Here is a 26,889-nt window from a genome sequence, read left to right as displayed (position 1 = left end):
AACACGCGAGAAACGAGATGAGCGAAATAGCACTGGACATGCGCCACCACAAGCGCAGCTTCGCCGGCTACCAGCCGCGGCACTTCCTGTGGTCGGTGTCGGCCGACGGCAAGGTCGGCACCGTGACGCTGAACCGGCCCGAGCGCAAGAACCCGCTCACGTTCGATTCCTACGCCGAGCTGCGCGACCTGTTCCGCGGCCTGTGCTATGCCACCGACATCAAGACGGTGGTCATCACCGGCGCCGGCGGCAACTTCTGCTCGGGCGGCGACGTGCACGAAATCATCGGCCCGCTTACGCGCATGACCATGCCGGAGTTGCTGGAATTCACGCGCATGACAGGCGACCTGATCAAGGCCATGCGGGCTTGCCCGCAGCCCATCGTCAGCGCTGTCGATGGCATCTGCGCCGGCGCCGGCGCGATGATGGCGCTAGCCTCGGATATGCGCCTGGGCACGGCGCAGGCCAAGACCGCTTTCCTGTTCGTGCGGGTCGGGCTGGCTGGTGCCGACATGGGCGCCTGCTCGCTGCTGCCGCGCGTGATCGGGCAGGGCCGTGCGAGCGAGCTGCTTTACACCGGCCGCGCGATGACCGCGGCAGAAGGGCTGCAGTGGGGCTTCTTCAACGCGCTGCATGCGCCGGAGGCTGTGCTCGCCGAGGCGCAGGCACTGGCCGCGCAGATTGCGGCTGGCCCGACGTTCGCCCACGGCGTGACCAAGAAGCTGCTGCACCAGGAATGGAATATGGGCCTGGACGAAGCCATCGAGGCCGAGGCCGAGGCGCAGGCCATCTGCATGCAAACCCGGGATTTCCGCCGCGCCTACGACGCGTTCGTGGCCAAGACGCGCCCGGTGTTCGAAGGCGACTGAAAGGAATAACAAGCCATGTCCGACAAAGGTTATCTCCGCCTGCCGTTCTTCGACGACGCGCACCGTGAACTAGAGCAACGGCTCGACGCATGGGCCACGGCCTCGCTCAAGGTCGACCACAGCGACACCGATGCCGCCTGCCGAGCGCTGGTGCGCCAGCTCGGCGCGGCCGGCTGGCTGCGGTATTGCGTGCCAGCCGCCTACGGCGGCGCGCTCGACACGCTCGATTCGCGCTCGCTGTGCCTGCTGCGCGAAACGCTGGCGCGCCATGATGGCCTGGCCGATTTCGCCTTCGCCATGCAAGGCCTGGGCAGCGGCGCGATCACGCTGGCCGGCAGCGACGCCATGCGCGAGCGCTACCTGCCGCGCGTGGCGCGCGGCGAGGCGATTGCCGCGTTCGCGCTGTCCGAACCCGATGCCGGTTCCGATGTCGCCGCCATGCAATGCCGTGCCGTGCAGGATGGCGATCACTACGTGCTCGATGGCGTCAAGACCTGGATCTCCAACGGCGGCATCGCCGACTTCTATTGCGTCTTTGCCCGCACCGGCGAAGCGCCGGGCGCGCGCGGCATCTCCGCATTTGTCGTGGATGCGGACACGCCGGGCCTGACCATCGCCGAGCGCATCGACGTGATGGCGCCGCACCCGCTTGCCACGCTGCGTTTCGAGAACTGCCGGGTGCCCGCCACAGCAAGGCTTGGCGAGGCAGGGCAGGGCTTCAAGGTGGCCATGATGACGCTGGACATCTTCCGTGCGTCGGTGGCTGCCGCCTCGCTGGGCTTTGGCCGCGCCGCGCTCGACGAAGCGCTGGCCCGTGCCACCGCGCGGCCGATGTTCGGCGGCGTGCTGGCGGACCTGCAACTGACGCAGGCCGCCATCGGCGACATGGCCACCGCAATCGACTCGGCGGCGCTGCTGACCTACCGCGCCGCATGGCTGCGCGATGTGGCCGGCGTGCGCACCACGCGCGAAGCCGCCATGGCCAAGATGGTGGCTACCGAGAACGCGCAGCAGGTGATCGACCGCGCGGTGCAGATGTTCGGCGGCCTCGGCGTCAAGGTCGGCACCCGCGTGGAAAGCCTGTATCGCGAGATCCGTTCCTTGCGGATCTACGAGGGCGCGACCGAAGTGCAGAAGCTGATCATCGCGCGCGAAACGCTGGCGCAGCACCGCGCCTGACGCGGCCGGCGCGAGCGGATAGCCCTTACCAGCATCACCAGAATGAAGGAAGCGGAGACAACCATGGCGAGCACAGCCCACCTCGATACCTATGCACTGGACCGCCTGCCGCCCCCGCAGCAGTGGCCGGCGTTCCTCTTCAACGCCGATACCCGGTATCCGGAGCGCATGAACTGCGCGCTCGAACTGGTCGAGCGCCACGTGCGCGAGGGGCGCGGCGAGCGCGTGGCAATCCGCTACGAGCAAGACGGCGCGCACCGAACCGTCAGCTATGCCGAACTGGCTGCGCTATCGAATCGCATTGCCCATGTGCTGACCGGCGACATGAAGCTGGTGCCGGGCAATCGGGTGCTGCTGCGCGGCCCAAACAACCTGATGATGGCGGCATGCTGGCTGGCCGTGGTCAAGGCGGGCCTGATCGCTGTGCCGACCATGCCGCTGCTGCGCGCGAAGGAACTCAAGCAGGTGATCGACCGCGCGGCAGTCAGCGCTGCGCTGTGCGACGAACGCCTGCGCGAGGAACTGGAGGCCAACCTCAAGCCAGGCGGCGAGCACCATTGCCCGAGCCTGACCCAGGCGCTGTACTTCAACGGCAGCGGCGCCGGTTCGGTGGAGGCCGCGATGGCGAACAAGCCCGACAGCTTCGAAGCCTGCGATACCGCGGCCGATGATATCTGCCTGATTGCCTTCACCAGCGGCACTACGGGGCAGCCCAAGGGCACGGTGCATTTCCATCGCGACGTGATCGCGATGTGCGACCTGTTTCCGCGCCACGTCCTCAAGCCCGGCCCGGACGATATCTTCTGCGGCACGCCGCCGCTGGCCTTTACGTTTGGCCTTGGCGGCATCCTGTGCTTCCCGCTGCGGGTCGGGGCTTCCACCGTGCTGGCGGAACGGCTCACGCCCGAAAGCCTGCTGGCGCTGATTCAGTCCTGGCGCGCCACCATCGTGTTCACCGCGCCGACCTTCTACCGGCAGATGGCCGCGCTGGCGCCGGGCTACGATCTGTCCAGCTTGCACAAGAGCGTGTCGGCAGGCGAGGCGCTGCCGGACGCCACGCGCCAGAGCTGGAAGGCGGCCACGGGCATCGAGATGACCGACGGCATCGGCGGCACCGAGATGATGCATATCTTTATTTCCAGCGCGGGCGCCGACGTGCGGCCCGGTGCCATCGGCAAGGTGGTGCCCGGCTATATCGCGCAGATCGTCGACGAGCAGATGCAACCCGTGCCGCATGGCACGGTTGGCAAGCTGGCGGTGCGCGGCCCCACCGGATGCCGCTACCTGGACGACCCGCGCCAGGCCAACTACGTCAAGGACGGCTGGAACCTGCCGGGCGATACCTTCAAGGCGGATGCTGACGGCTATTACTACTACCAGGCACGCTCCGACGACATGATTGTCTCGGCTGGCTACAACATCGCCGGGCCGGAAGTGGAGAGCGCGCTGATGCGCCACGAGGCGGTGGCCGAGTGCGGCGTGGTCGGCATGCCCGACCCCGAGCGCGGCCAGATTGTTGCTGCGTATGTGGTGCTGCGCCCCGGCGTGGCGGCAAGCGACGAGACTTGCGCGGCACTGCAGTCCTACGTCAAGGCCGAGATCGCACCGTACAAATACCCGCGCAAGGTGATTTTTGTCGATGCGCTGCCGCGCACCGAGACCGGCAAGCTGCAGCGTTTCCGCCTGCGGCAGATGGCCGAGCAGGGCGGGGCACCAGAGGGTGCGAGGCAGCCGTGAACGCGTTCTTCAGCAACAGCGCGCGGGTGCGCTTCAAGGATTGCGATGCTGCCGGCATCGTGTTCTTCCCGCGCTACTTCGAGATGCTCAATGACCTGGTCGAGGACTGGTTCCGCGATGCGCTTGGCTGGTCCTTCGCCGACATGCATGGCGCAGGGCAGGCCGGCGTGCCGACGGCAGAATTGTCGACCCGCTTTGTCGCGCCCAGTCGCCTGGGCGAATTGTTGACGCGGGAGCTGCGCGTGACCCAACTAGGCCGCAGCAGCTTTTCGTTGCAGGTGCGCTTTGTCGGGCCGGCAGGGGACGTGCGGGTGGAGATCGCCCAGCGGCTGGTATGCGTGGATACCGGGCAGATGACGTCGCGCGCACTGCCGCCGGAAGTCCGCTCGGCCATGGAGCGCTTCCTGGCGCCCGATGCCCCGGCGGCTGCGCCGATGCGCCCGTCCGGCGTGTAGGGCGAAGCTGGCCAGACAAAAAAACAAGATCCCAATCCTGGATCCTGATCACTTCTTACGTTACGGAAAACCGACCATGAAGATTCTCCAGCCACCAGACTGGGCCGCGCCGCGCGGCTACTCGAACGGCACCATGACCGAAATGCAGGTGGGCAGCCGCCTGCTCTTCGTCGGCGGCCAGATCGGCTGGAACGGCCAGTGCGAGTTCGAGACCGATGACTTCGCCGAGCAGGTCGGCCAGGCGCTGCGCAATATCGTCGCGGTGCTGGCGGCGGGCGGCGCCCGTCCGGAGCACATCGTGCGCATGACCTGGTATGTGAAGGACAAGGTGGAATATGTGGCGGCCTACCGCGCCATCGGCGAGCACTACCGCGCCACCATCGGGCGTCATTTTCCGGCCATGACGGCGGTGGAAGTGGCCGATCTGGTGGAGGCGCGCGCCAAGGTGGAGATCGAGGTGACCGCAGTGGTGCCGGCAGGCGAATGACGACGTTGGCCTGGCATGCCGCCGGGCTGCCGGGCCCGCCGAAGAGGGTGGAGGCGTCCGCAAGTCCTTGATAACTTGAGAAAATGGGTGGCGCGGGGTATAATCCAAAAGTTTCGCTTTCAGAACCCCTCACCCTAGCGCCTACCGAATTCCACCTTCCGCCGCCCCCATTTCGCCCTGGCTCCGCCGCATTGTTTTATGTGGCGTATCGAGCACCGAGCGAACGGCCCCGGCGACAAGCATCGTGCCCAGTCGACGAAATCGACAATCCGCGCGCTGCCTGTCGCCCCGCCGGACAAACGGGGCAAGAGGCGTTGAGCAGGTCGGTCACGGGGTGAATCCAGCAGGAGCCTACCCGTGTTACCGTCTTTTCCGTCCGCCATTCTCGCGCTTGCAGACGGCACGGTCTTTCGTGGCTATTCCATTGGCGCTTCCGGCCATACCATCGGCGAAGTGGTGTTCAACACCGCGCTGACCGGTTACCAGGAAATCCTCACCGACCCCAGCTATTCCCGGCAGATCGTCACATTGACGTATCCGCATATCGGCAATGTCGGGGTCAATACTGAGGATGTCGAAGCCACGAAAGTCCATGCCGCCGGCCTGATCATCAAGGATCTGCCGCTCCTGGCCTCCAATTTCCGCAAGGAACATTCCCTCGGCCATTACCTGAAGCAGGAAAAGGTGGTGGCGATTGCCGGCATCGACACCCGCAAGCTGACCCGTATCCTGCGCGAGAAGGGTGCGCAGAACGGCTGCATCCTGGCTGGCGAGGACAATGTGCAGAAGGCCATCGACCTGGCGCGTTCCTTCCCCGGCCTGGCCGGCATGGACCTGGCCAAGGTGGTGTCGGTCAAGGAGCCGTACGAGTGGAACCAGACCGAATGGGTGCTGGGCCAGGGCTACGGCAAGCTGGAGTCGCCGCGTTTCCACGTGGTGGCCTTTGACTACGGCGTGAAGTTCAACATCCTGCGCATGCTGGCCGCACGCGGCTGCAAGGTGACCGTGCTGCCGGCGCAAGCCAGCGCGGAAGATGCCCTGGCGCTCAACCCGGACGGCGTGTTCCTGTCGAACGGCCCTGGCGATCCCGAGCCCTGCGACTACGCGATCCGTGCCACCCGTGAGTTCATCGCCCGCGGCATCCCCACGTTCGGCATCTGCCTGGGCCACCAGATCATGGCCCTGGCCGCCGGCGCCAAGACGCTGAAGATGAAGTTCGGCCACCATGGTGCGAACCATCCGGTGAAGGACCTCGACGACGGCCGCGTGGTGATTACCTCGCAGAACCACGGTTTTGCGGTGGACGCAGACACCCTGCCTGCCAACGTGCGCGCCACCCACGTGTCGCTGTTCGATGGCTCGCTGCAGGGCTTCGCGCTGACCGACAAGCCGGCATTCTGCTTCCAGGGCCACCCGGAAGCCTCGCCGGGCCCGCACGACGTGGCTTACCTGTTCGACCGCTTCACCAAGATGATGGCGGACGCACGCCAGTAAGCACGTTCGAGCCAACACGAGAAGTTACGTAGACAAGCAGACCGCAGGACGACCCGATGAACGCCTTCATGCATACCGCGCTGGGCATTACCGATTTCTGGACCTTTGTGCTCGGCACGATTTTTATCGTGCTGCTGCCGGGGCCGAACTCGATGTATGTGCTATCCGTTGCGGCGCAACGCGGCGTGCGCGAAGGCTACAAGGGTGCCTGCGGGGTGTTCCTGGGGGACGCCATCCTGATGGTGCTGTCGGCGGCGGGCGTGGCCTCGCTGCTCAAGGCCAGCCCCGCCTTGTTCTACGTGGTGAAGGCTATCGGTGCGGCCTATCTGGGCTGGATCGGTTTCCAGATGCTGCGCGGTGCCGTGCGCGCCTGGTTGAGCCGTGGCAGCGATGGCGGGACGGCGGCGCAGGCCGAAACGCCTGTGGACCGCGCGGTCAGCCCGTTTCGCAAGGCGCTGGTGGTGAGCCTGCTCAACCCCAAGGCCATCCTGTTCTTCATCTCCTTCTTCATCCAGTTCGTCGATCCGCAGTTCGGCTACCCGGCGCTGTCGTTTGTCGCGCTGGGGCTGGTGTGCCAGTTGTGCAGCTTCGCCTACCTGACCGCCATCATATTCGTGGGCGCCAGGCTGGCCGAAGCATTTCGCCGCCGACGACGCCTGTCGGCGGGCATGGCGAGCGGGGTAGGCGCCATGTTCATCGGCTTCGGCGCCAAGCTGGCGACGGCCACCCTGAACTGAATCGAATCCTGATATCCGGTGCGGCCCGCGCGATTGTGCGGGCCGGCCAAAAATGAGAGCGTGCAATGCCAAAGCGCACAGACATAAAGAGCATCCTGATCATCGGCGCCGGCCCCATCATCATCGGGCAGGCGTGCGAGTTCGACTATTCCGGCGCCCAGGCCTGCAAGGCGCTGCGCGAGGAAGGTTTCAAGGTCGTGCTGGTGAATTCGAACCCGGCCACGATCATGACCGATCCCAACACGGCCGATGTGACCTACATTGAGCCGATTACCTGGGAAGTGGTCGAGCGCATCATCGAAAAAGAGCGCCCCGACGCCATCCTGCCGACCATGGGCGGCCAGACCGCGCTGAACTGCGCGCTGGATCTGCATCGCCATGGCGTGCTGGCAAAGTACAACGTCGAGTTGATCGGCGCGTCGCCGGAAGCCATCGACAAGGCCGAGGATCGCCAGAAGTTCAAGGAAGCGATGACCAAGATCGGCCTGGGCTCGGCCAAGTCCGGCATCGCCCACTCGATGGAAGAAGCGCTGGCCGTGCAGACGCAGATCGCCAAGGAAACCGCCACCGGCGGCTACCCGATCGTGATCCGCCCGTCGTTCACGCTGGGCGGCTCCGGCGGCGGCATTGCCTACAACCGCGAAGAATTCGAGGAAATCTGCAAGCGCGGCCTGGATCTCTCGCCGACCCGCGAACTGCTGATCGAAGAGTCGCTGCTGGGCTGGAAAGAGTATGAGATGGAAGTGGTCCGCGACAAAAAGGACAACTGCATCATCATCTGCTCGATCGAGAACCTGGACCCGATGGGCATCCACACCGGCGACTCCATCACGGTGGCGCCCGCCCAGACCCTGACCGACAAGGAATACCAGATCCTGCGTAACGCCTCGCTGGCGGTGCTGCGCGAGATCGGCGTCGATACCGGCGGCTCCAACGTGCAGTTCTCGATCAACCCGGCCGACGGCCGCATGATCGTGATCGAAATGAACCCGCGCGTGTCGCGTTCGTCGGCGCTGGCCTCCAAGGCTACCGGCTTCCCGATCGCCAAGGTCGCCGCCAAGCTGGCGGTGGGCTACACGCTGGACGAGCTGAAGAACGAGATCACCGGCGGCGCGACCCCGGCCTCGTTCGAGCCGTCGATCGACTACGTGGTCACCAAGGTGCCGCGTTTCGCCTTCGAGAAATTCCCGCAGGCCGACAGCCACCTGACCACCCAGATGAAGTCCGTGGGTGAAGTGATGGCCATGGGCCGTACCTTCCAGGAATCGTTCCAGAAGGCCCTGCGCGGCCTGGAAGTGGGCGTGGACGGCCTGGATGACAAGTCCACCGACCGCGACGAGATCGTCGAGGAAATCGGCGAAGCCGGCCCGGACCGCATCTGGTACGTGGGCGACGCCTTCCGCATCGGCATGTCGCTGGAAGAAGTGCACGCCGAGACCGCCATCGACCCGTGGTTCCTGGCCCAGATCGAAGACATCGTCAAGACCGAGACCCTGGTCAAGGCACGCAAGCTGGACAGCCTGTCGGCCGCCGAGCTGCGTCACCTGAAGCAGAAGGGTTTCTCGGACCGCCGCCTGGCCAAGCTGATGGGTGCCGAGCCCAAGGCCGTGCGCGCCGCGCGCCATGCCGCGGGCGTGCGCCCGGTGTACAAGCGCGTGGACACCTGTGCTGCCGAGTTTGCCACCAATACCGCCTACATGTACGGCACGTATGAGGCCGAGCATGGCGAGTGCGAAGCCGACCCCACCACCAATCGCAAGATCATGGTGCTGGGCGGCGGCCCGAACCGGATCGGCCAGGGCATCGAGTTCGACTACTGCTGCGTGCACGCCGCGCTGGCGCTGCGCGAAGACGGGTACGAGACCATCATGGTCAACTGCAACCCGGAAACCGTGTCGACCGACTACGACACCTCGGACCGTCTCTACTTCGAGCCGCTGACGCTCGAAGACGTGCTGGAAATCGTCGACCGCGAAAAGCCCGTCGGCGTGATCGTGCAGTACGGCGGCCAGACCCCGCTGAAGCTGGCGCTGGACCTGGAAGCCAACGGCGTGCCCATCATCGGCACCAGCCCCGACATGATCGACGCCGCGGAAGACCGCGAGCGTTTCCAGAAGCTGCTGCATGAACTGGGCCTGCGCCAGCCGCCCAACCGCACCGCCCGTGCCGAGGACGAAGCTCTGCGCCTGGCCACCGAGATCGGCTATCCGCTGGTGGTGCGCCCGTCGTACGTGCTGGGTGGCCGCGCGATGGAAATCGTGCACGAGCCGCGCGACCTCGAGCGCTACATGCGCGAGGCCGTCAAGGTGTCGCACGACTCCCCGGTGCTGCTGGACCGCTTCCTGAACGACGCCATCGAGTGCGACGTCGATGCCCTGTGCGACGGCCAGCGCGTGTTTATCGGCGGCGTGATGGAGCATATCGAGCAAGCCGGCGTGCACTCGGGCGACTCCGCCTGCTCGCTGCCCCCGTACTCGCTGGCGCAAGCCACCGTGGACGAGCTCAAGCGCCAGACCGCGGCGATGGCCAAGGCCCTCAATGTGATCGGCCTGATGAACGTGCAGTTCGCCATCCAGCAAGTCAATGGCGAGGATATCGTCTACGTGCTGGAAGTGAACCCGCGCGCCTCGCGTACCGTGCCTTATGTGTCCAAGGCCACCGGCCTGTCGCTGGCCAAGATCGCCGCGCGCTGCATGGCAGGCCAGACGCTCGACTCGCAAGGCGTGTTCGACGAAGTGGTGCCCCCGTACTTCAGCGTCAAGGAAGCGGTGTTCCCCTTCAACAAGTTCCCCGGTGTCGACCCGGTGCTTGGACCAGAGATGCGTTCCACCGGCGAGGTGATGGGCGTGGGCAAGACCTTCGGCGAAGCCCTCTTCAAGAGCCAGCTCGCCGCGGGCTCGCGCCTGCCGGAGAAGGGCACCGTGTTGCTGACCGTCAAGGACAGCGACAAGCCGCACGCGGTTGGCGTGGCGCGCATGCTGCACGACATGGGCTACCCGATTGTCGCCACCCGCGGCACCGCGTCGGCCATCGAAGCCGCCGGCATCCCGGTGCGCGTGGTCAACAAGGTGAAGGACGGCCGTCCGCACATCGTCGACATGCTCAAGAACGGCGAGCTGGCGCTGGTCTTCACCACCGTGGACGAAACCCGTACCGCCATCGCCGACTCGCGCTCGATCCGCATCTCGGCGCTGGCCAGCCGGGTGCCGTACTACACCACCATCGCCGGCGCGCGCGCCGCGGTGGAGGGCCTCAAGCACATGCAGAGCCTGGAGGTCTATGACCTGCAAAGCCTGCACGCCTCGCTGCCCTGAGGCGCGAAGACGGAAAGACGGTAGACTGGACGGCTGAAGGCCTCCGGGCCGCCCGCAGTTGCTGCGGGCGGCCGTCTTGGCCTAAACTAACAGCAATTTCGTCGATCTAACCGTCGATACAACCTGACAACCTCAAAGCCGCGGTTGAGCGGAAGTGCCCCGGGCAGTGATGCCGGCGCATGGTTCCTGCTCCGCTGCGGCTCATTTTTTTGCTGAACGAAGACATGAGCATTCCGATTACCAAGCGCGGTGCCGAGCTGCTGAAAGAGGAACTGCAGCGCCTGAAGGCCGTCGAACGTCCCGCCGTGATCAACGCCATTTCCGAAGCACGTGCGCAAGGCGACCTCTCCGAGAATGCCGAATACGATGCCGCCAAGGAAAAGCAGGCCTTTATCGAAGGCCGGATCATCGAGGTGGAGTCCAAGCTGTCGGCGGCGCAGGTCATCGACCCGACCCAGCTCGATACGGATGGCCGCATCGTGTTTGGCGCGACCGTCGACCTCGAAGACCTGGAATCGGGCAAGCCCGTGAGCTACCAGATCGTCGGCGACGACGAGGCCGACCTGGATAGCGGCAAGATTTCCGTCAGCTCGCCGATCGCGCGTGCGCTGATCGGCAAGTTCGAGGGCGATGTGGCGATCGTGCTGGCCCCTGGCGGCGAGCGCGAATACGAAGTCATCACGGTTCGCTACGTCTGAACGAGGCTGCGTGTTCTCTTCTTCCTATTCGAGCCTGCCGCCGCTGCCGCATCGGATCTTCCTGCTGCTGACCGTGGTCTGGGCCGGCAGTCTGTGGACAGTGGGCTACATGGTGGCCCCGACGTTGTTTTCCGTGCTGCCCAGCCGCGAGACGGCAGGCTTGATCGCCGGGCAGCTGTTCCGGACCGAGGCCATCCTGGGCGTGGTGGTCGGTGTGCTGCAGCTAGCGCTGTGCAACCTGATGATTCGTCGTGGCGCGGGACGCTACCGCGGCCTGCGCTGGCTTGTGCTGGGCATGTTGCTGTGCGTGCTGGCGGGGTATTTCGGTATCCAGCCCTTCATGGAAAACCTGAAGGAGAAGGCAACGGCGCTTGGCGTGGGCGTGTCCGAGTCGCCCTATAAAGGGCAATTCGGCATGCTGCATGGCGTGTCCAGCGTGTTCTACCTGGTGCACAGCTTGCTGGCGCTGGTCACCGTGTGGCGCGCAGCGGCGCCGCGCTCGGCTGGCGAGTGAGACGCAAGGGGCGAGCCCGGGTGGCCGTCCCTTGCCATGCCGGCGGCCCGGGCGGGCGCGCTGGCATGGCTTCGACATTAGTCGAGCGCTTTCTTCTTCTGGCTGGTCGGGCGGACGCGCGCGCGCTTGACGTTGCCGCCGGCGGTGACGCGTTCATTGCCCAGCACCGTCACTTGCGAGCGCTTGGGGCGCCGGTTGGGCGCGGCGCTAGGCTTCTTGACCGTGACAGTGCGCGGGGCGGCGCCGCCCCGCGGGGCCAGGCGGCCCAGTTCCTGCGGGCGATTTTCCTTCAGGACGGCCGGACCCGGGCGCCATACCACCAGCAGCTTGCCGATATGCTGGATCGGAGCGGCGTCCAGATCTTCGCAGATGGTTTCGTACATGGCGATGCGGCTTTCGCGGTCGTCGCCGAACACGCGGATCTTGATCAGGTCGTGAGACGCCAGGCTACGGTCGATTTCGGCCAGGACGGGACGCGTCAGACCTTCGCCGCCGATCATCACGACCGGATTGAGGCCATGGGCACGGGAGCGGAGTTCTGAACGCTGGGCGGGAATAAGTTGAAGAGCGGGCATAAGTAAAGCGCAGGCGAGGGCGCAAATGGGCGCGCAAGTGGTGCGCAAACCAAGGCACCGAAGTGCCGAAAAAGCGAATCGGCGCGTATTATCCGTCAAACTGGCGCGGTCAGGCTGCAAAAACAGCAAAACGAGTGAAAAACGCACGGGCGGCCGCGGGCCGGCGGCGTTTTTCTCCATACAGATGTATCCGGAATGGCCAAGAACAAATTCAATCAGGCGTGGTTGCACGACCATATCAACGATCCCTACGTCAAATTGGCGCAGCGCGAGGGCTACCGAGCCCGCGCAGCGTATAAGCTGAAGGAGATCGACGAGCAGGACAAGCTGATCCGCCCCGGCCAGGTCATTGTCGACCTCGGCGCGGCCCCCGGCAGCTGGAGCCAGTACGCCCGCAACAAGCTGGCGGCATCTACGCGCGCCAAGGACGGCGGCATCGACGGCGCGGTGATTGCCATCGACCTGTTGCCGATGGAAGCTGTCGCCGACGTCACATTTATTCAGGGTGACTTCCGCGAGGAGGAGGTTTTCCGGCAGTTGGAGGAAATCGTGCTGCAGGCGTCCGGCGGCGCGAAGATTGATCTTGTTTTGTCGGACATGGCCCCCAATTTGTCCGGTGTAGCCTTTGCCGATGCGGCCCGTATCGATTACTTATGTGACCTGGCGCTGGAATTTGCCCAGGCCCATCTGAAGCCGGAGGGCTCATTGCTGGTAAAGTGTTTCCATGGCAGCGGCTACAGCCAGATCGTGGAGAAGTTCAAACGCCAGTTCAAGGTGGTCGCCAAACGCAAGCCCAAGGCGTCACGCGATAAGTCTTCCGAGACCTTCATTCTTGGGCGTTTCCTCAAGTCGGCGGGGTGAGGCGGTGCCTATCGCTTCGATGAATTTGCTTTTTACCCCGACGCCGGGCGCTGCATTACAATGCAGCTATCCCGTTGGCAAGGCGTTCGTAAAGGAGTTTGGCCTTGAATAACAACCTGTTTCAAAAGGCGGCAATCTGGCTCGTGATCGCGCTGGTGTTGTTTACCGTCTTCAAGCAGTTCGACAAGCCCCGCACGCAGGAAGGCGTCACCTATTCGCAGTTCATGGATGATGCCAAGGCCGGCAAGGTGGGCCGGGTTGACGTGCAAGGCCGCAATCTGGTGGTGACGCCCAAGGAAGGGCAGAAGTACACCATCATTTCGCCGGGCGATATCTGGATGGTTGGCGACCTGATGAAGTTCGGCGTCCAGGTTACCGGCAAGGCAGACGACGAGCCCAACATGCTGGTGCAGGCCCTGTATTACCTTGGGCCCACCCTGCTGATCATCGTGTTCTGGTTCTACATGATGCGGCAGATGCAGGGCGGCGGGAAAGGCGGTGCCTTCTCGTTCGGCAAGTCGCGCGCGCGCCTGATCGATGAAAACCAGAATGCAGTCACTTTCCAGGATGTCGCCGGTTGCGACGAATCCAAGGAAGAAGTGATCGAACTGGTGGACTTCCTCAAGGATCCGCAGAAATTCCAGAAGCTGGGCGGCCGTATCCCGCGCGGTGTGCTGCTGGTTGGCCCTCCGGGCACCGGCAAGACGCTGCTGGCGCGTGCCATCGCCGGCGAAGCCAAGGTGCCGTTCTTCAGCATCTCCGGCTCGGACTTCGTTGAAATGTTCGTCGGCGTGGGCGCGGCCCGTGTCCGCGACATGTTCGAGAATGCCAAGAAGCAGGCGCCCTGCATCGTCTTCATCGACGAAATCGATGCGGTCGGCCGTCACCGCGGCGCCGGCATGGGCGGTGGCAACGACGAGCGCGAGCAGACCCTCAACCAGATGCTGGTGGAGATGGACGGTTTCGAGGCCAACTCGGGCGTCATCGTGATCGCCGCGACCAACCGTTCGGACGTCCTGGACAAGGCGCTGCTGCGCCCGGGCCGTTTCGACCGTCAGGTGTATGTCGGCCTGCCCGACATCCGCGGCCGCGAGCAGATCCTCAAGGTCCACATGCGCAAGGTGCCGATCGGCAACGACGTCGACGCCTCGGTGATCGCACGTGGTACCCCGGGCTTCTCCGGCGCCGACCTGGCCAACCTGGTCAACGAGGCCGCACTGTTCGCCGCCCGCCGCAGCAAGCGCGTGGTCGACATGCAGGACTTCGAGGACGCCAAGGACAAGATCTACATGGGCCCGGAACGCAAGTCCACGGTCATGCGCGAGGAAGAACGCCGCGCAACCGCGTACCACGAGTCCGGTCATGCAGTGGTGGCCAAGCTGCTGCCCAAGGCGGATCCGGTGCACAAGGTCACCATCATGCCTCGTGGCTGGGCACTGGGCGTGACCTGGCAGCTGCCGGAGCACGACAAGTACTCGAAGTACAAGGACAACATGCTTGACGAGATCGCCATCCTGTTTGGCGGCCGCGCGGCGGAAGAGGTCTTCCTCAACGCCATGAGCACCGGTGCTTCCAATGACTTCGAGCGCGCTACCAAGACGGCTCGCGACATGGTCACCCGCTTCGGCATGAGCGACACCCTGGGTACCATGGTGTACGTGGATACCGAGCAGGATGGCATGTTCGGCAAGATGTCCTCCAAGACGGTGTCGGAAGCTACCCAGGTCAAGGTCGATGCGGAAATCCGCCGCATCGTCGACGAGCAATATGGCCTGGCAAAGCGCCTGCTCGAAGAAAACCGCGACAAGGTCGAAGCCATGACTGCGGCCCTCATGGAATGGGAAACCATCGATGCGGACCAGGTCAACGACATCATGGCGGGCAAGCCGCCGCGGCCGCCGCGTGGTGCGTCCAGCCAGAACGGTGGTGGCAACACCCCGTCGGGTGGCTCGCCGGTGGCCCCGACCAACGCTCCGGCCACGGCCTGAGCGGATGGCCGGCACGATGATGTCACCGGCGCTCCGGTAATCCGTAGCGCGCTGGCGCGGTTGTCGTGGTTGTAGCGGTCGTTCACCAAGCCTGAAGCCGGCGCCTTGTGCGCCGGCTTTTTTCTTTGCAGGCGCGTACGTCGCGCTGCGGTTTTCCATTTTCCTGGCTTTTGTCCTTTCGCATCTTGTCGCCGATCTCAACCGCTTCGAGTTTCCAGTGCGGCCGCTACCGCTTCGCGCGCGACCGCCGTCCGCTGGTGATGGGCATCCTGAACGTCACCCCCGATTCCTTTTCCGATGGCGGCCAGCATGCTGGCCGCGATGCCGCCTTGCGCCATGCCGAGCGCATGATTGCCGAGGGCGTGGACATCATTGATATTGGCGGCGAGTCCAGCCGGCCGGGGTCGGCGGCATTGCCGCTGGACGAGGAGCTGGCACGCGTACTGCCGATGGTCGAGGCGCTGCGCGACTGTGGCCGGCCGCTCTCCATCGATACCTACAAGCCGGAAGTCATGCGCGCGGCGCTGGCTGCCGGGGCGGACCTGATCAATGACATCTGGGGCTTTCGCATGCCTGGCGCCGTCGAGGCGGTGAGCGAGGCGCAGGCGGGGCAGGCCGGACTCTGTGTGATGCATATGCAGCGCGATCCGCAGACCATGCAGGAGCAACCCCAGTACGAGGATGTGGTGCAAGAGGTGGCTGGTTTCCTGCGCGAGCGGGTGGACGCGCTGCGCGCTGCCGGCGTGGCTGAAAGCCGCATCACGCTCGATCCGGGCTTTGGCTTTGGCAAGACGCCGGATCATAATCTGCGGTTGCTGGGCCAGTTGCCGCAACTGGCGGTGGACGGCCTGCCCTTGCTGGTTGGCCTGTCGCGCAAGTCGACGCTCGGCGCGATCCTGGATGGGCGGCCGCCGCAGCAGCGGATCGCCGCCAGCCTGGCAGCGGCGGTATGCGCCGCGGAACGCGGGGCGTATATCGTGCGTGTGCACGACGTGGAACAAACTGTGGATGCGCTCAAGGTCTGGTGGGCCATCCGTCATGAAACTATTGCCTGTTAACATTTGTTTTGATTACGGGCATCCAGCATTGCGCGCTTAGCCTTTAGCATTCGGCATCCGCAACACCGAACAACGGGAGATTGACCATATGACACGCAAGTATTTCGGCACGGACGGGATTCGCGGCAGGGTTGGCGAGGCGCCGATCACGCCCGACTTCGTGATGCGCCTGGGCTATGCGGCGGGCATGGTGCTTGCCCATGGCGCAAAGCAGCAAGATCAGGCGCGTCCGACCGTCCTGATCGGCAAGGACACGCGCATTTCCGGCTATATGCTGGAGGCCGCGCTGGAGGCCGGCTTTACCTCGGCAGGCGTCAACGTGCTGCTGACCGGGCCGCTGCCGACACCGGGCGTGGCCTATCTCACACGTGCGCTGCGCTTGTCGGCAGGCGTGGTCATCTCCGCCAGTCACAATCCGTACTACGACAACGGCATCAAGTTCTTCTCCGCCGATGGCGACAAGCTGCCGGACGCCGTGGAAATGGCGATCGAGCAAGCGCTGGAAGAGCCGATGGTCTGCGTGCGCTCGGACGATCTCGGCCGCGCGCGCCGCATCGAGGATGCCGCTGGCCGCTACATCGAATTCTGCAAGAGCACGTTCCCCTACGAGCAGGACCTGCACAAGCTGAAGCTGGTGGTGGACTGCGCGCATGGCGCCGCCTATCACATTGCTCCGCACGTCTTCCATGAGCTTGGCGCCGACGTGATCTCGATCGGCAACCAGCCGGACGGGCGCAACATCAACGCCGGCTACGGCGCGACGGCCCCGGAAAAACTGATCGAAGCGGTCAAGGCCAATGGCGCCGATCTCGGCCTGGCCTTCGACGGCGACGCGGACCGCCTGCAGGTGGTGGACCGCGACGGACGCCTGTTCAACGGGGATGAACTGCTGTACCTGATCGTCCAGGACCGCCTGCAGGCGGGCCAGGCCGTGGAGGGCGCGGTGGGCACGCTGATGACCAATATGGCGGTGGAACTCGCGCTCAAGCGCCAGGGCGTGGAGTTCGTGCGCGCCAAGGTGGGCGACCGCTATGTGCTGGAAGAGCTGAACAAGCGCAAGTGGACGCTGGGCGGCGAGGGCTCGGGTCATCTGCTCTGCCTGGACCGCCACACTACCGGCGACGGCATCGTCTCCGCGTTGCAGGTACTGGCCGCGTTGCGCCGTAGCGGCAAGACCCTGTCGCAATTGCTCGAAGGCGTTTCGCTGTTCCCGCAAACGCTGATCAATGTGCGCGTGGAAAAGGGCTTTGACTGGCAGTCCCACGCGGGCCTGAGCGCGGCGCGCGCCATGATCGAGCCGCAGCTCGAGGGCCGGGGCCGGGTATTGATCCGCGCATCGGGGACCGAGCCGGTGGTGCGGGTGATGGTCGAAGCCGAGAAGGTCGAGACCGCGGAGCAGGCAGCGCAGACGCTGGCGGACGCCTTGCGGGCCTGAGCGCCGCCGGTTCTGCTTCATCGTCACTAGCTGTTGCTAAGACGCCGGGCTGCTGCCCGGCTTTTTTTCTTTAAAAAAGCAATTAACCGTAAAATTTTTGGGCTTGCGGAAGGCCGGAGATGGGTCGAAACGGACATGGCTGGCGCGCCGATCGATGTGCTGAGAGAGGCTGGCCTCGCAAACTTTAGAGAAGATTTCGTGATGTCATGGAATTGTCATAGTCGGGGCTTACAGTTCGAGTTGTCAAAAAATTGTCATTCCCCAACCATGTCTCTGGAGGACATATGAAGCTGGTCAAGACTGCCGTAGCAGGCATCGTGTCGTTGGTGGTGGCGGGCACTGCGTTCGCGGCGGAAATTACCGGTGCTGGCGCTTCTTTCCCGGCGCCCGTATATTCCAAATGGGCCGACGCATACCAGAAAGCAACGGGTAACAAGGTCAACTATCAATCCATCGGCTCGTCCGGCGGCATCAAGCAGATCGGCGCCAAGACTGTCGATTTTGGCGCTTCCGACGCGCCCCTGAAGGACGAAGAACTGGCCAAGCAAGGCTTGGTGCAGTTTCCCACGGTGATCGGCGGCGTGGTGCCGGTGATCAACCTGCAAGGCATCAAGCCGGGTGAGCTGACCATCACCGGCGAAGTGCTGGCGAACATCTACCTGGGCAAGATCAAGAAGTGGGACGATCCCGCCATCAAGGCGCTGAACCCGCACGCCAAGCTGCCGAGCCAGGACATCCTGCCGGTGCGCCGCGCCGATGGTTCGGGCACCACCTTCATCTTCACCAACTATCTGTCCAAGGTCAGCCCGGACTGGAAGAGTTCGGTGGGCGAGGGCACCACGGTGAACTGGCCGGGCGGTGGCACCGGCGGCAAGGGTAACGAAGGCGTGGCCGCTTTCGTGCAACGCCTGAATGGCGCCATCGGCTACGTCGAGTACGCCTACGCCAAGCAGAACAAGATGACCCACCTGAACATGAAGAACGCTGCAGGTGCAGTGGTTCAGCCTGGTGACGATGGCTTCAAGGCAGCAGCAGCAGGCGCTGACTGGAGCAAGACCTACTACCAGATCCTGACCAACGAACCGGGCAAGACGGCATGGCCGATCGCCGGCGCGACCTTCATCCTGGTGCACAAGAACCAGGAAAAGGCAGCGCAGGGCGCCGAAGTGCTGAAGTTCTTCGACTGGGCGTACAAGAGCGGCGGCAACATGGCCAGCGAACTTGACTACGTACCGCTGCCGGACGCCGTGGTGAACCAGATCCGCGCGACCTGGAAGAGCTCCGTCAAGGACGGTTCGGGCAAGGCGTTGTACAACTAACCGGCAGGCTGCCATGGCAGCCGCGCCGTGCCGGTCCGGCGTCCCAGGGGCGCCGGACCGGCGGCATTGAAGACAGCAAAGCAGTAGAAGCAGAAGCAGTAGAAGAAGCGCAGAAAACGCGGCAAACGCGGCAAACGCGGCAAACGCGGCAAACGCGGCAACCCGCGCGAGCAAGCATGACGCAATGCAAGGAGCCGATCGGCCCGAGCGGTCGGCGCGGCTAGCCAGCAGCCTACTAAACGAACTCCAATACCACATCATGGCGACTACATCCGATCTATCCGCAGTACGGCCGCCTAGCCGTACCGGTGACATCCTGTTTGGTGGCCTGACGCGCGGCGCCGCCATCGTGACCTTGCTGCTGCTTGGCGGCATCATCGTTTCGCTCGCGATCAGCGCCTGGCCTTCCATCGAGGCCTTCGGCCTGCGCTTCCTGTGGACCGCCGAGTGGGATCCACCCGCGGACGTCTATGGTGCGCTGGTGCCGATCTACGGCACAATCGTCACCTCCCTGATCGCCCTGATCATCGCGGTGCCCATCAGCTTTGGCATCGCGCTGTTCCTGACCGAGCTGTCGCCGGCATGGCTGCGCCGCCCGCTCGGCACCGCCATCGAATTGCTGGCCGCCGTACCCTCGATCGTCTACGGCATGTGGGGCCTGCTGGTCTTCTCGCCGATCTTCGGCGAGTACTTCCAGAAGCCGCTGGCCGCCACCGTGGGGCAGGTGCCGCTGATCGGCAAGCTGTTCCAGGGTGCGCCCCTGGGCATCGGCCTGCTGTGCGCCGGCGTGATCCTGGCCATCATGATCATTCCCTACATCGCGTCCGTGATGCGCGATGTGTTCGAAGTGACCCCGGTGTTGCTCAAGGAATCGGCCTATGGCATCGGCTGCACCACGTGGGAAGTGATGTGGCGCGTGGTGCTGCCCTTCACCCGTGCCGGCGTGATCGGTGGCGTGATGCTGGGCCTGGGCCGCGCGCTGGGCGAGACCATGGCGGTCACCTTCGTGATCGGCAATACCAACCTGCTGGACAATGCCTCGCTGTTCTCGCCGGGCAACAGCATTACCTCGGCGCTGGCCAATGAGTTCGCCGAAGCCGGCGCTGGCCTGCATACCGCCGCATTGATGGAGCTTGGCCTGATCCTGTTCTTCATCACGTTCGTGGTCCTGGCGCTGTCCAAGATCCTGTTGCTCCGCCTGGCCAAGAGCGAGGGTGCAAAATGAGCCAAGCCACCATGTCTTCCTCCTCTACGTCGATTCCGGCAGTCAGTCCGGATGCGGATGCCACGCGCACGCGCCTGCAGGCACGGCGCCGCCGCACCAACTTCTATGCCCTGACCGCGTCGCTGGGCGCCATGGGGTTCGGTCTGTTCTGGCTGGCCTGGATCCTGTGGACCACCATTTCACTGGGAGTGGGCGGTCTGTCGATGGATCTGTTCACGCAGATGACGCCGGCGCCGAATACCGCCGGCGGCGGCCTGGCCAATGCGATCTACGGCAGCTTCGTGATGGTGGGCCTCGCCACGCTGTGCGGAACGCCCTTGGGTATCCTGGCGGGCATCTACCTGGCCGAGTACGGCAAGACGTCGCCGCTGGCCAGTTTCATCCGCTTTATCAATGACATCCTGCTGTCGGCGCCGTCGATCGTGATCGGCCTGTTCGTCTACGCGCTGGTGGTGACCCGCATGGGCCATTTCTCCGCCTGGGCCGGCATCTGCGCGCTGGCGTTGCTGCAGATTCCGATTGTGGTGCGCACCACCGAGAACATGCTGAACCTGGTCCCCAATGCGCTGCGCGAGGCCGCCTTCGCGCTCGGCACGCCCAAGTGGAAGATGGTGCTGTCGATCACGGTGAAGTCGTCGTATGCAGGCATCGTCACCGGCGTGCTGCTGGCGGTTGCGCGTATCGCAGGCGAGACCGCGCCGCTGCTGTTCACGGCCTTGTCCAACCAGTTCTGGACCAGCGACCTGAACAAGCCGATGGCGAACCTGCCGGTGACCATCTTCCGCTTCGCCATGAGCCCGTTCGTCGAATGGCAGCAACTGGCCTGGGCCGGCGTGTTCCTGATTACCGTTGGTGTGCTGGCGCTCAATATCCTGGCACGCATGCTGTTCAAGAAATGACCGGCAGCGCGATAGCCGCACGGCCTACCCCAAATACTTTGCGAGAGACGAGCATGACCTCGACCGTCATCGACATTCCCGACACGACCCGCGCCAAGATCGACGTGCGCAACCTGAACTTCTACTACGGCCAGTTCCATGCGCTGAAGAACGTCAACATGTCGATTCCCGAGCGCAAGGTAACGGCCTTCATTGGTCCGTCCGGTTGCGGCAAGTCGACGCTGTTGCGCACCTTCAACAAGATGTACGCGCTCTATCCGGAGCAGCGTGCCGAGGGCGAGATCAACATGGATGGCGAGAACCTGCTGACCGCCAAGAAGGACATCGCTTTGCTGCGTGCCAAGGTTGGCATGGTGTTCCAGAAGCCCACGCCGTTCCCCATGTCGATCTATGACAATATCGCCTTTGGGGTGCGTCTGTTCGAGAAGCTGTCTCGCTCCGAGATGGACGACCGCGTGGAATGGGCGCTGTCCAAGGCGGCGCTGTGGAACGAAGCCAAGGACAAGCTCAACCAGTCGGGCTACGGCCTGTCCGGCGGCCAGCAGCAGCGCCTGTGCATCGCGCGCGGCATCGCCATCCGCCCCGAAGTGTTGTTGCTGGATGAACCGTGCTCCGCACTTGACCCGATCTCGACCGGCCGCATCGAAGAACTGATCGCGGAACTGAAGGACGAGTACACGGTGGTGATCGTGACGCACAACATGCAGCAAGCCGCGCGCTGCTCGGACTACACCGCGTATATGTACCTGGGTGAACTGATCGAGTTCGGCGAGACCGAGAAGATCTTCATCAAGCCGCATCGCAAGGAAACCGAAGACTACATCACCGGCCGTTTCGGCTGATTGAGCGTTGCGCACATAACGCATAGCATACGAATAGAGCGGCTAGGAGAACAACATGTCTGACAAGCATCTGTCGACCCAATTCGACGCCGACCTCAACGCCATCAGCACGAAATTGCTGCAGATGGGCGGTCTGGTCGAGTCGCAGATCGAAAACGCCATGCGGGCGCTTTCTGAGTTCGACGCGGGCCTGGCCGACCAGGTCATCGCGCGCGAGCAGCACCTCAATGCCCTGGAACTCGAGATCGATGCCGATTGCGGCAACATCATCGCGCGCCGGCAGCCGACCGCGCGCGACCTGCGCCTGGTGATGGCGATTTCCAAGACCATCACCAACCTGGAGCGCGCCGGCGACGAGGCGGAGAAAATCGCCAAGCGCACCAAGCACATCATGGAAGACGCGGGCGCCCACCAGATCAATTACTCCGAGGTGAAGCTCTCGGGCGATCTGGCCATCGCGCTGCTGCGCCAGGCGCTCGACGCCTTTGCGCGCCTGGACACCGTGGCTGCCGCCCGGATCGTCAAGGATGACAAGGCCATCGACGACGAATTCCGTGGGTTCGTGCGCAAGCTCATCACCTACATGATGGAAGATCCGCGCACGATCTCGGTCGCGCTGGATTTCCTCTTTATCGCCAAGGCGATCGAGCGCATTGGCGACCACGCCAAGAACATCGCTGAATTCATCATCTACATCGTCAAGGGAACCGACGTCCGCCACGCCTCGCGTGAGGACATGGAGCGCGAAGCGCTGAGTTAAGGCGCCACCGCGGAGAAAATTACATGCCAAGCAGCATTCTTGTTGTCGAAGACGAACCCGCGATTGCCGAACTGATTGCGGTCAACCTGCAACACGCGGGACATTATCCGATCCGGGCCTATAACGCCGAGCAGGCGCTGTCGCTGATGAGCGACGTGCTGCCCGACCTGGTGCTGCTCGACTGGATGCTCCCGGGCAAGTCGGGAGCGACCTTCGCCAAGGAACTGCGCAATAACGACCGCACCAAGCAGATTCCGATCATCATGCTTACCGCGCGCAGCGAGGAGCAGGACAAGGTGCTGGGGCTCGAGGCCGGCGCGGACGACTACGTCACAAAGCCGTTCTCGCCCAAGGAACTGCTGGCCCGCATCAAGGCCGTGCTGCGCCGCCGCGCCCCGCAACTGACCGATGACGTCGTTGCCATCAATGGCCTGCGCCTTGACCCGGCCACGCATCGGGTCACCGGCCAGGATGAATCTGGCCTGATCAAGCTGGACCTGGGTCCTACCGAGTTCCGTCTGCTGCACTTCTTGATGACGCATCCGGAGCGCGTTCACAGCCGTTCGCAGTTGCTGGACCAGGTCTGGGGCGATCACGTGTTCGTGGAAGAGCGGACCGTCGACGTGCACATCAAGCGCCTGCGCGCCGCGCTGACCCCCGGCGGCTACAGCAACATGATCGAGACGGTGCGCGGCAGCGGCTACCGCCTGGCTCGCGCGCCGAGCCACTGATCGCAGGCTTGCCACGTCGCTTCCGGCGTGGCGCCTGTTACAGTTTGCCCGTTTCATGGCACACTCCACCGCATTCCATGCGGTCTTGCCGCCTGCCTGACCTTCTCACTTCTTCATGAACGTCATCTGGGCCCGTTCGGCGGCCATCCTGATTTTCCTGGCCCTGGCTTCGGCGGGGCTGTACTTCTTGCTTGGCCCCGTACCCGCGCTGGCCGTGCTGTGCGTCGGGTTGCTGGGGCATCTGCTCTACTACATCTACCAGATCAACCGGCTCTGGAAAGTGCTGGATGCGCCAGCCTATGGCGAGATTCCCAGCGCGCTGGGGCTATGGGGCGAGGTGTATTACCGCCTGCATCGCCTGGTCAAGCGCTGGCGCACCCAGGTGTTGCAGGTCGAGCAGCAACATACCCGTTTTATCCAGGCTATCCAGGCGTCGCCCAATGGCGTTCTGATGCTGGATGATGCCGACCAGATCGAATGGTGCAACGATGTGGCCGAGCAGCATTTTGGGCTCAATGCGCGGCGCGACGTGCGCCAGCGCATCACCCACCTGATCCGCCGGCCGGAATTCGTCCAGTACCTGCACTTGCAGCGTTTCGATGAGCCGCTGGTGATGCGCGACATGGGCGAGCACAAGCGCAGCGTGATCGCTGTGCAGATCCTGCCTTACGGCGAAAGCCGCAAGCTGGTGCTGACACACGACATCACCAAGGTGGAGAACACCGAGGCGATGCGCAGGGATTTCGTCGCCAACGTCTCCCACGAACTGAAGACACCACTGACGGTGCTGACCGGCTTCCTGGAAACGGTGCGCGACCTGCCGGTGTCGGAGCAGGATCGCAACCGCTACCTCGACATGATGCTGGTGCAGTCCATGCGCATGCAGCACCTGGTCGAGGACTTGCTGGTGCTGGCCAAGCTGGAAAGCGACGAGCAGCCGCCGAGCCAGGACCGGATCGACCTGGCCGAGCTGGTTGCGCACCTCGTGCACGACGCCGAGGCGCTGTCCCAGGGCGAGCACCAGATCTCCGCGCAGATCGATCCGGCCGTCACGATCCGGGGTGCGGAGCGTGAACTGCTGTCGGCCTTCGGCAATCTGGTTTCCAATGCGGTGCGCTATACGCCGGAAGGCGGGCGCATCAGCATCGCGCTGAACTACGAGAACGAGCACGCCATCTTTTCGGTCACCGATACGGGCCTGGGCATTGCCGCCGACCATATCCCGCGCCTCACCGAGCGTTTCTACCGGGTCGACCGCAGCCGTTCGCGCGACACCGGTGGGACCGGCCTCGGGCTCGCCATTGTCAAGCATGTGCTGTCGCGCCACCATGCCGACCTGCGCATCACCAGCGAAGTGGGGCGCGGCAGCGTGTTCCGCGTGGTCTTCCCGGTCGATCGCAGCGGCTATATGCCTAGCGCCTTGCCGCGGCCGGGACAGTCGCCGCAGAAGGCGGCCTGAGCAGCGGCAGCGCCTGCTCGCCGCGTCGTGCATGGCACGGCGCACGCGAGGCGCGCCGTGCCGACCTCCTCACCCTCAGGCGCTACCGAACAGGGCCAGCAGGTCGTTCTGGCTGACGTGCGGCTGCTTGGACTTGGTGTGCTTGCGGATGTAGCTGCCGTCGGGCTGCATGAGCCATGCGGAGGCATTGTCTTGCAGATGCACCCGCAGGCTCTCCTTGATGACCCGCGCCTTCAGTACCTTGTTCAGCACCGGGAATGCCACCTCGACGCGACGGAACAGGTTGCGGTCCATCCAGTCCGCGCTGGACAGGTAGACCACCTCCGTGCCGCCGGCCAGGAAGTAATAGACTCGGTGATGCTCGAGAAAGCGCCCGACGATGGAGCGCACTGTGATGTGCTCCGACAGCCCGGGCACCCCTGGGCGCAGCGCGCACACCCCACGGATGATCAGGTCGATCTTCACACCGGCGCGTGATGCCTTGTAAAGCTCGTCGATGATGGATGGTTCCAGCAGCGCATTCATCTTGGCCATGATGCGCGCGGGCTTGCCGGCGCGGGCGTTGCGGGCCTCCGCTCGGATATGCTCCACCAGATTGCTCTGCATGGTGAACGGCGACTGCCACAGGTGATTCAGGCGGATGGTGCCCGCAGTGCCCGTTAGCAGCTGGAACACGTGCTGGACGTCCTCGCAGATCTTCTCGTTGGCGGTGAGCAGGCCGAAATCGGTGTAAAGGCGCGCGGTGCGCGGATGATAGTTCCCGGTGCCCAGGTGCGCGTAGCGGCGCAGCTTGAACTGCTTGCTCTTGGCACCTTCCAGTTCGCGGCGCACCATCAGCAGCATCTTGGCATGGCACTTGTGGCCAACCACACCGTAGACCACATGCGCGCCGGCGGATTCGAGCCGCTCGGCCCAGTTGATGTTGGTTTCCTCGTCAAAGCGCGCCAGCAGTTCCACCACCACCGTGACTTCCTTGCCATTGCGCGCCGCGGTCATCAGCGCCTCCATCACCGGCGACTCGTTGCCGGTGCGGTAGACGGTCTGCTTGATGGCTACCACGGCAGGGTCGACAGCGGCCTGCTGCAGCAGGTCAAGCACGGAGCTGAAGCTCTCGTAGGGATGGTGCAGCAGCACGTCCTGCTGGCGGATCGCGTCGAACATCGAAGCGCCGGGCGCAAACACCTTGACCGGCGCCGGCACGTGCGGCGGGTACTTGAGGGCAGGGCGGTCGACCAGGTCGGGGATCTGCATCAGCCGCACCAGGTTGACCGGGCCGCTCACGCGGTACACGTCCTGCTCGCCCAGGCCGGATTCGAGCAGCAGGCGGCGCGCCATGGCCGGCGGGGTGTCGGACGAGATTTCCAGGCGCACGGTGTCGCCGAAGTGGCGGGTCGGCAGCTCGCCTTGCAGTGCCTCGCGCAGGTCCGTGATATCGTCCTCCGACACGAACAGGTCAGAGTTGCGGGTGACGCGGAACTGATAGCAGCCGTTGACCTTGATAGCGGGGAACAGCTCATGCACGAAGGCTTGCATGAAGGACGACAGCAGCACAAATCCGTAGGGATAGCCCGAGAGTTCCTCGGGCATCCTGACTACGCGCGGCAGCGCGCGGGGCGCCTGCACGATGGCCAGGTCGGCCTCCCGGCCAAAGGCATCCTTGCCCGACAATTCAATGACGAAATTCAGGCTCTTGTTGAGCACCCGCGGGAAGGGGTGGGCCGGGTCCAGCGCGATCGGCGTCAGGACCGGGCCGAGTTCGCGCGTGAAGAAGCTGCGCGCCCATTCGCGCTGCGCCTCGTTCCAGGTGGAGGCGAGGTGAAAGAACACCCCTTCTTTCTCCAACAGGGGGAAAATCACGTTTTGCAGCATGTCATACTGCATGGCCACCAGCTTTTGCACGCGCTCCGTGACAATCTGGTATGCCTGCTGCAAGGAAAGGCCGTCGGGCGTGATGCCGGAAGGATTGTCGCGCATCTGCTCCTTCAAGCCGGCCATGCGGATCTCGAAGAACTCGTCCAGATTACTTGAAACAATACAGATGAATTTCAGACGTTCGAGCAGCGGCACGTTGGCGTCAGCCGCCTGTGCCATGACTCTCGTATTGAATTCCAGAATGCCCATTTCGCGGTTGAGCAGCGTGCCGGGTGGGCTTGTCGACATAGGCATGACCTTCTTTTGGTAATGCGGCGACTTTTTCATAGAATCATGTCAAATTGATGACAATGTGATTTTGTCACGATGCAGACATGATAA

General features: G+C 64.1%; 23 protein-coding genes. 21 read left to right on the top strand and 2 right to left on the bottom strand.

Going from position 1 to position 26,889, the window contains the following annotated elements; genetic code table 11:
• Positions 1-17: 17 nt before the first annotated feature.
• The 10 genes from F7R26_RS12340 to F7R26_RS12295 all read left to right on the top strand — a co-directional run bounded on the left by F7R26_RS12340 (position 18) and on the right by F7R26_RS12295 (position 11,484).
• Entirely contained in the window at positions 18-869 is an 852-nt protein-coding gene (locus tag F7R26_RS12340) for an enoyl-CoA hydratase family protein (RefSeq protein WP_150983307.1), read from the top strand.
• A gap of 15 nt (positions 870-884) precedes the next feature.
• Complete coding sequence (locus F7R26_RS12335) at positions 885-2,048, top strand: acyl-CoA dehydrogenase family protein (protein WP_150983308.1); 1,164 nt, start codon at positions 885-887, stop codon at positions 2,046-2,048.
• A gap of 63 nt (positions 2,049-2,111) precedes the next feature.
• Entirely contained in the window at positions 2,112-3,785 is a 1,674-nt protein-coding gene (locus F7R26_RS12330; RefSeq protein ID WP_150983309.1) for an AMP-binding protein, read from the top strand.
• Positions 3,782-4,240, top strand: coding sequence for an acyl-CoA thioesterase (locus F7R26_RS12325; RefSeq protein WP_150983310.1), 459 nt, complete (start codon positions 3,782-3,784; stop codon positions 4,238-4,240). The genes F7R26_RS12330 and F7R26_RS12325 overlap by 4 nt, the downstream gene beginning before the upstream one ends.
• A 76-nt stretch (positions 4,241-4,316) precedes the next feature.
• Positions 4,317-4,727 (top strand): RidA family protein, encoded by a 411-nt coding sequence (locus tag F7R26_RS12320; protein ID WP_150983311.1) that lies wholly within the window; start codon positions 4,317-4,319, stop codon positions 4,725-4,727.
• 357 nt (positions 4,728-5,084) lie between these two features.
• Positions 5,085-6,221: a glutamine-hydrolyzing carbamoyl-phosphate synthase small subunit gene (gene carA / locus F7R26_RS12315; protein ID WP_043347616.1), complete on the top strand. Its 1,137-nt coding sequence runs from the start codon at positions 5,085-5,087 to the stop codon at positions 6,219-6,221.
• Between the two features lie 56 nt (positions 6,222-6,277).
• Positions 6,278-6,958 carry a leucine efflux protein LeuE gene (gene leuE, locus F7R26_RS12310; protein ID WP_150983312.1) on the top strand — a complete coding sequence of 227 codons (681 nt, stop codon included), beginning with the start codon at positions 6,278-6,280 and terminating at the stop codon, positions 6,956-6,958.
• 65 nt (positions 6,959-7,023) lie between these two features.
• Positions 7,024-10,272 (top strand): carbamoyl-phosphate synthase large subunit, encoded by a 3,249-nt coding sequence (carB, locus tag F7R26_RS12305; RefSeq protein WP_150983313.1) that lies wholly within the window; start codon positions 7,024-7,026, stop codon positions 10,270-10,272.
• Between the two features lie 224 nt (positions 10,273-10,496).
• Positions 10,497-10,970 (top strand): transcription elongation factor GreA, encoded by a 474-nt coding sequence (greA, locus tag F7R26_RS12300; RefSeq protein WP_043352072.1) that lies wholly within the window; start codon positions 10,497-10,499, stop codon positions 10,968-10,970.
• Positions 10,971-10,980: 10 nt separating this feature from the next.
• Positions 10,981-11,484 carry a DUF4149 domain-containing protein gene (locus F7R26_RS12295; RefSeq protein ID WP_043419067.1) on the top strand — a complete coding sequence of 168 codons (504 nt, stop codon included), beginning with the start codon at positions 10,981-10,983 and terminating at the stop codon, positions 11,482-11,484.
• A gap of 77 nt (positions 11,485-11,561) precedes the next feature.
• On the opposite strand, the gene F7R26_RS12290 is transcribed toward F7R26_RS12295, so the two are convergent.
• Complete coding sequence (locus F7R26_RS12290; RefSeq protein WP_043347609.1) at positions 11,562-12,059, bottom strand: YhbY family RNA-binding protein; 498 nt, start codon at positions 12,057-12,059, stop codon at positions 11,562-11,564.
• Between the two features lie 195 nt (positions 12,060-12,254).
• On the opposite strand from F7R26_RS12290, the gene F7R26_RS12285 reads away from it, so the two are divergent.
• The 11 genes from F7R26_RS12285 to phoR all read left to right on the top strand — a co-directional run bounded on the left by F7R26_RS12285 (position 12,255) and on the right by phoR (position 24,636).
• Positions 12,255-12,920: an RlmE family RNA methyltransferase gene (locus tag F7R26_RS12285; RefSeq protein WP_150983314.1), complete on the top strand. Its 666-nt coding sequence runs from the start codon at positions 12,255-12,257 to the stop codon at positions 12,918-12,920.
• Between the two features lie 104 nt (positions 12,921-13,024).
• Positions 13,025-14,908, top strand: a complete 1,884-nt coding sequence (gene ftsH / locus F7R26_RS12280; protein WP_150983315.1) for an ATP-dependent zinc metalloprotease FtsH — start codon at positions 13,025-13,027, stop codon at positions 14,906-14,908.
• A 260-nt stretch (positions 14,909-15,168) separates the two neighbouring features.
• Positions 15,169-15,966 carry a dihydropteroate synthase gene (folP, locus tag F7R26_RS12275; protein ID WP_241754533.1) on the top strand — a complete coding sequence of 266 codons (798 nt, stop codon included), beginning with the start codon at positions 15,169-15,171 and terminating at the stop codon, positions 15,964-15,966.
• A gap of 88 nt (positions 15,967-16,054) precedes the next feature.
• Positions 16,055-17,401 (top strand): phosphoglucosamine mutase, encoded by a 1,347-nt coding sequence (glmM, locus tag F7R26_RS12270; protein ID WP_150983316.1) that lies wholly within the window; start codon positions 16,055-16,057, stop codon positions 17,399-17,401.
• Positions 17,402-17,685: 284 nt separating this feature from the next.
• Entirely contained in the window at positions 17,686-18,720 is a 1,035-nt protein-coding gene (gene pstS, locus F7R26_RS12265; RefSeq protein WP_150983317.1) for a phosphate ABC transporter substrate-binding protein PstS, read from the top strand.
• Positions 18,721-18,979: 259 nt separating this feature from the next.
• Positions 18,980-19,945: a phosphate ABC transporter permease PstC gene (gene pstC / locus F7R26_RS12260; protein ID WP_043347594.1), complete on the top strand. Its 966-nt coding sequence runs from the start codon at positions 18,980-18,982 to the stop codon at positions 19,943-19,945.
• A gap of 11 nt (positions 19,946-19,956) precedes the next feature.
• Positions 19,957-20,844, top strand: a complete 888-nt coding sequence (gene pstA / locus F7R26_RS12255) for a phosphate ABC transporter permease PstA (RefSeq protein ID WP_370565407.1) — start codon at positions 19,957-19,959, stop codon at positions 20,842-20,844.
• Between the two features lie 53 nt (positions 20,845-20,897).
• The gene (gene pstB, locus F7R26_RS12250; protein WP_043347586.1) at positions 20,898-21,686 is read left to right on the top strand and encodes a phosphate ABC transporter ATP-binding protein PstB; all 789 of its coding nucleotides are present in this window, start codon (positions 20,898-20,900) and stop codon (positions 21,684-21,686) included.
• A gap of 55 nt (positions 21,687-21,741) precedes the next feature.
• Entirely contained in the window at positions 21,742-22,446 is a 705-nt protein-coding gene (gene phoU / locus F7R26_RS12245; protein WP_150983319.1) for a phosphate signaling complex protein PhoU, read from the top strand.
• Between the two features lie 23 nt (positions 22,447-22,469).
• The gene (gene phoB, locus F7R26_RS12240) at positions 22,470-23,177 is read left to right on the top strand and encodes a phosphate regulon transcriptional regulator PhoB (RefSeq protein WP_043347578.1); all 708 of its coding nucleotides are present in this window, start codon (positions 22,470-22,472) and stop codon (positions 23,175-23,177) included.
• Between the two features lie 115 nt (positions 23,178-23,292).
• Entirely contained in the window at positions 23,293-24,636 is a 1,344-nt protein-coding gene (gene phoR, locus F7R26_RS12235; RefSeq protein WP_150983320.1) for a phosphate regulon sensor histidine kinase PhoR, read from the top strand.
• Between the two features lie 75 nt (positions 24,637-24,711).
• Here phoR and ppk1 read toward each other — a convergent pair whose 3' ends face one another.
• The gene (gene ppk1, locus F7R26_RS12230; protein WP_150983321.1) at positions 24,712-26,835 is read right to left on the bottom strand and encodes a polyphosphate kinase 1; all 2,124 of its coding nucleotides are present in this window, start codon (positions 26,833-26,835) and stop codon (positions 24,712-24,714) included.
• Positions 26,836-26,889: the final 54 nt, after the last annotated feature.

The sequence above is a fragment of the Cupriavidus basilensis genome (assembly GCF_008801925.2).
In the GTDB taxonomy this organism is placed as follows: Bacteria; Pseudomonadota; Gammaproteobacteria; order Burkholderiales; family Burkholderiaceae; genus Cupriavidus; species Cupriavidus basilensis.
Note: the sequence above shows the minus strand (reverse complement) of the source record. Positions and strands in the feature narration are given on the sequence as shown.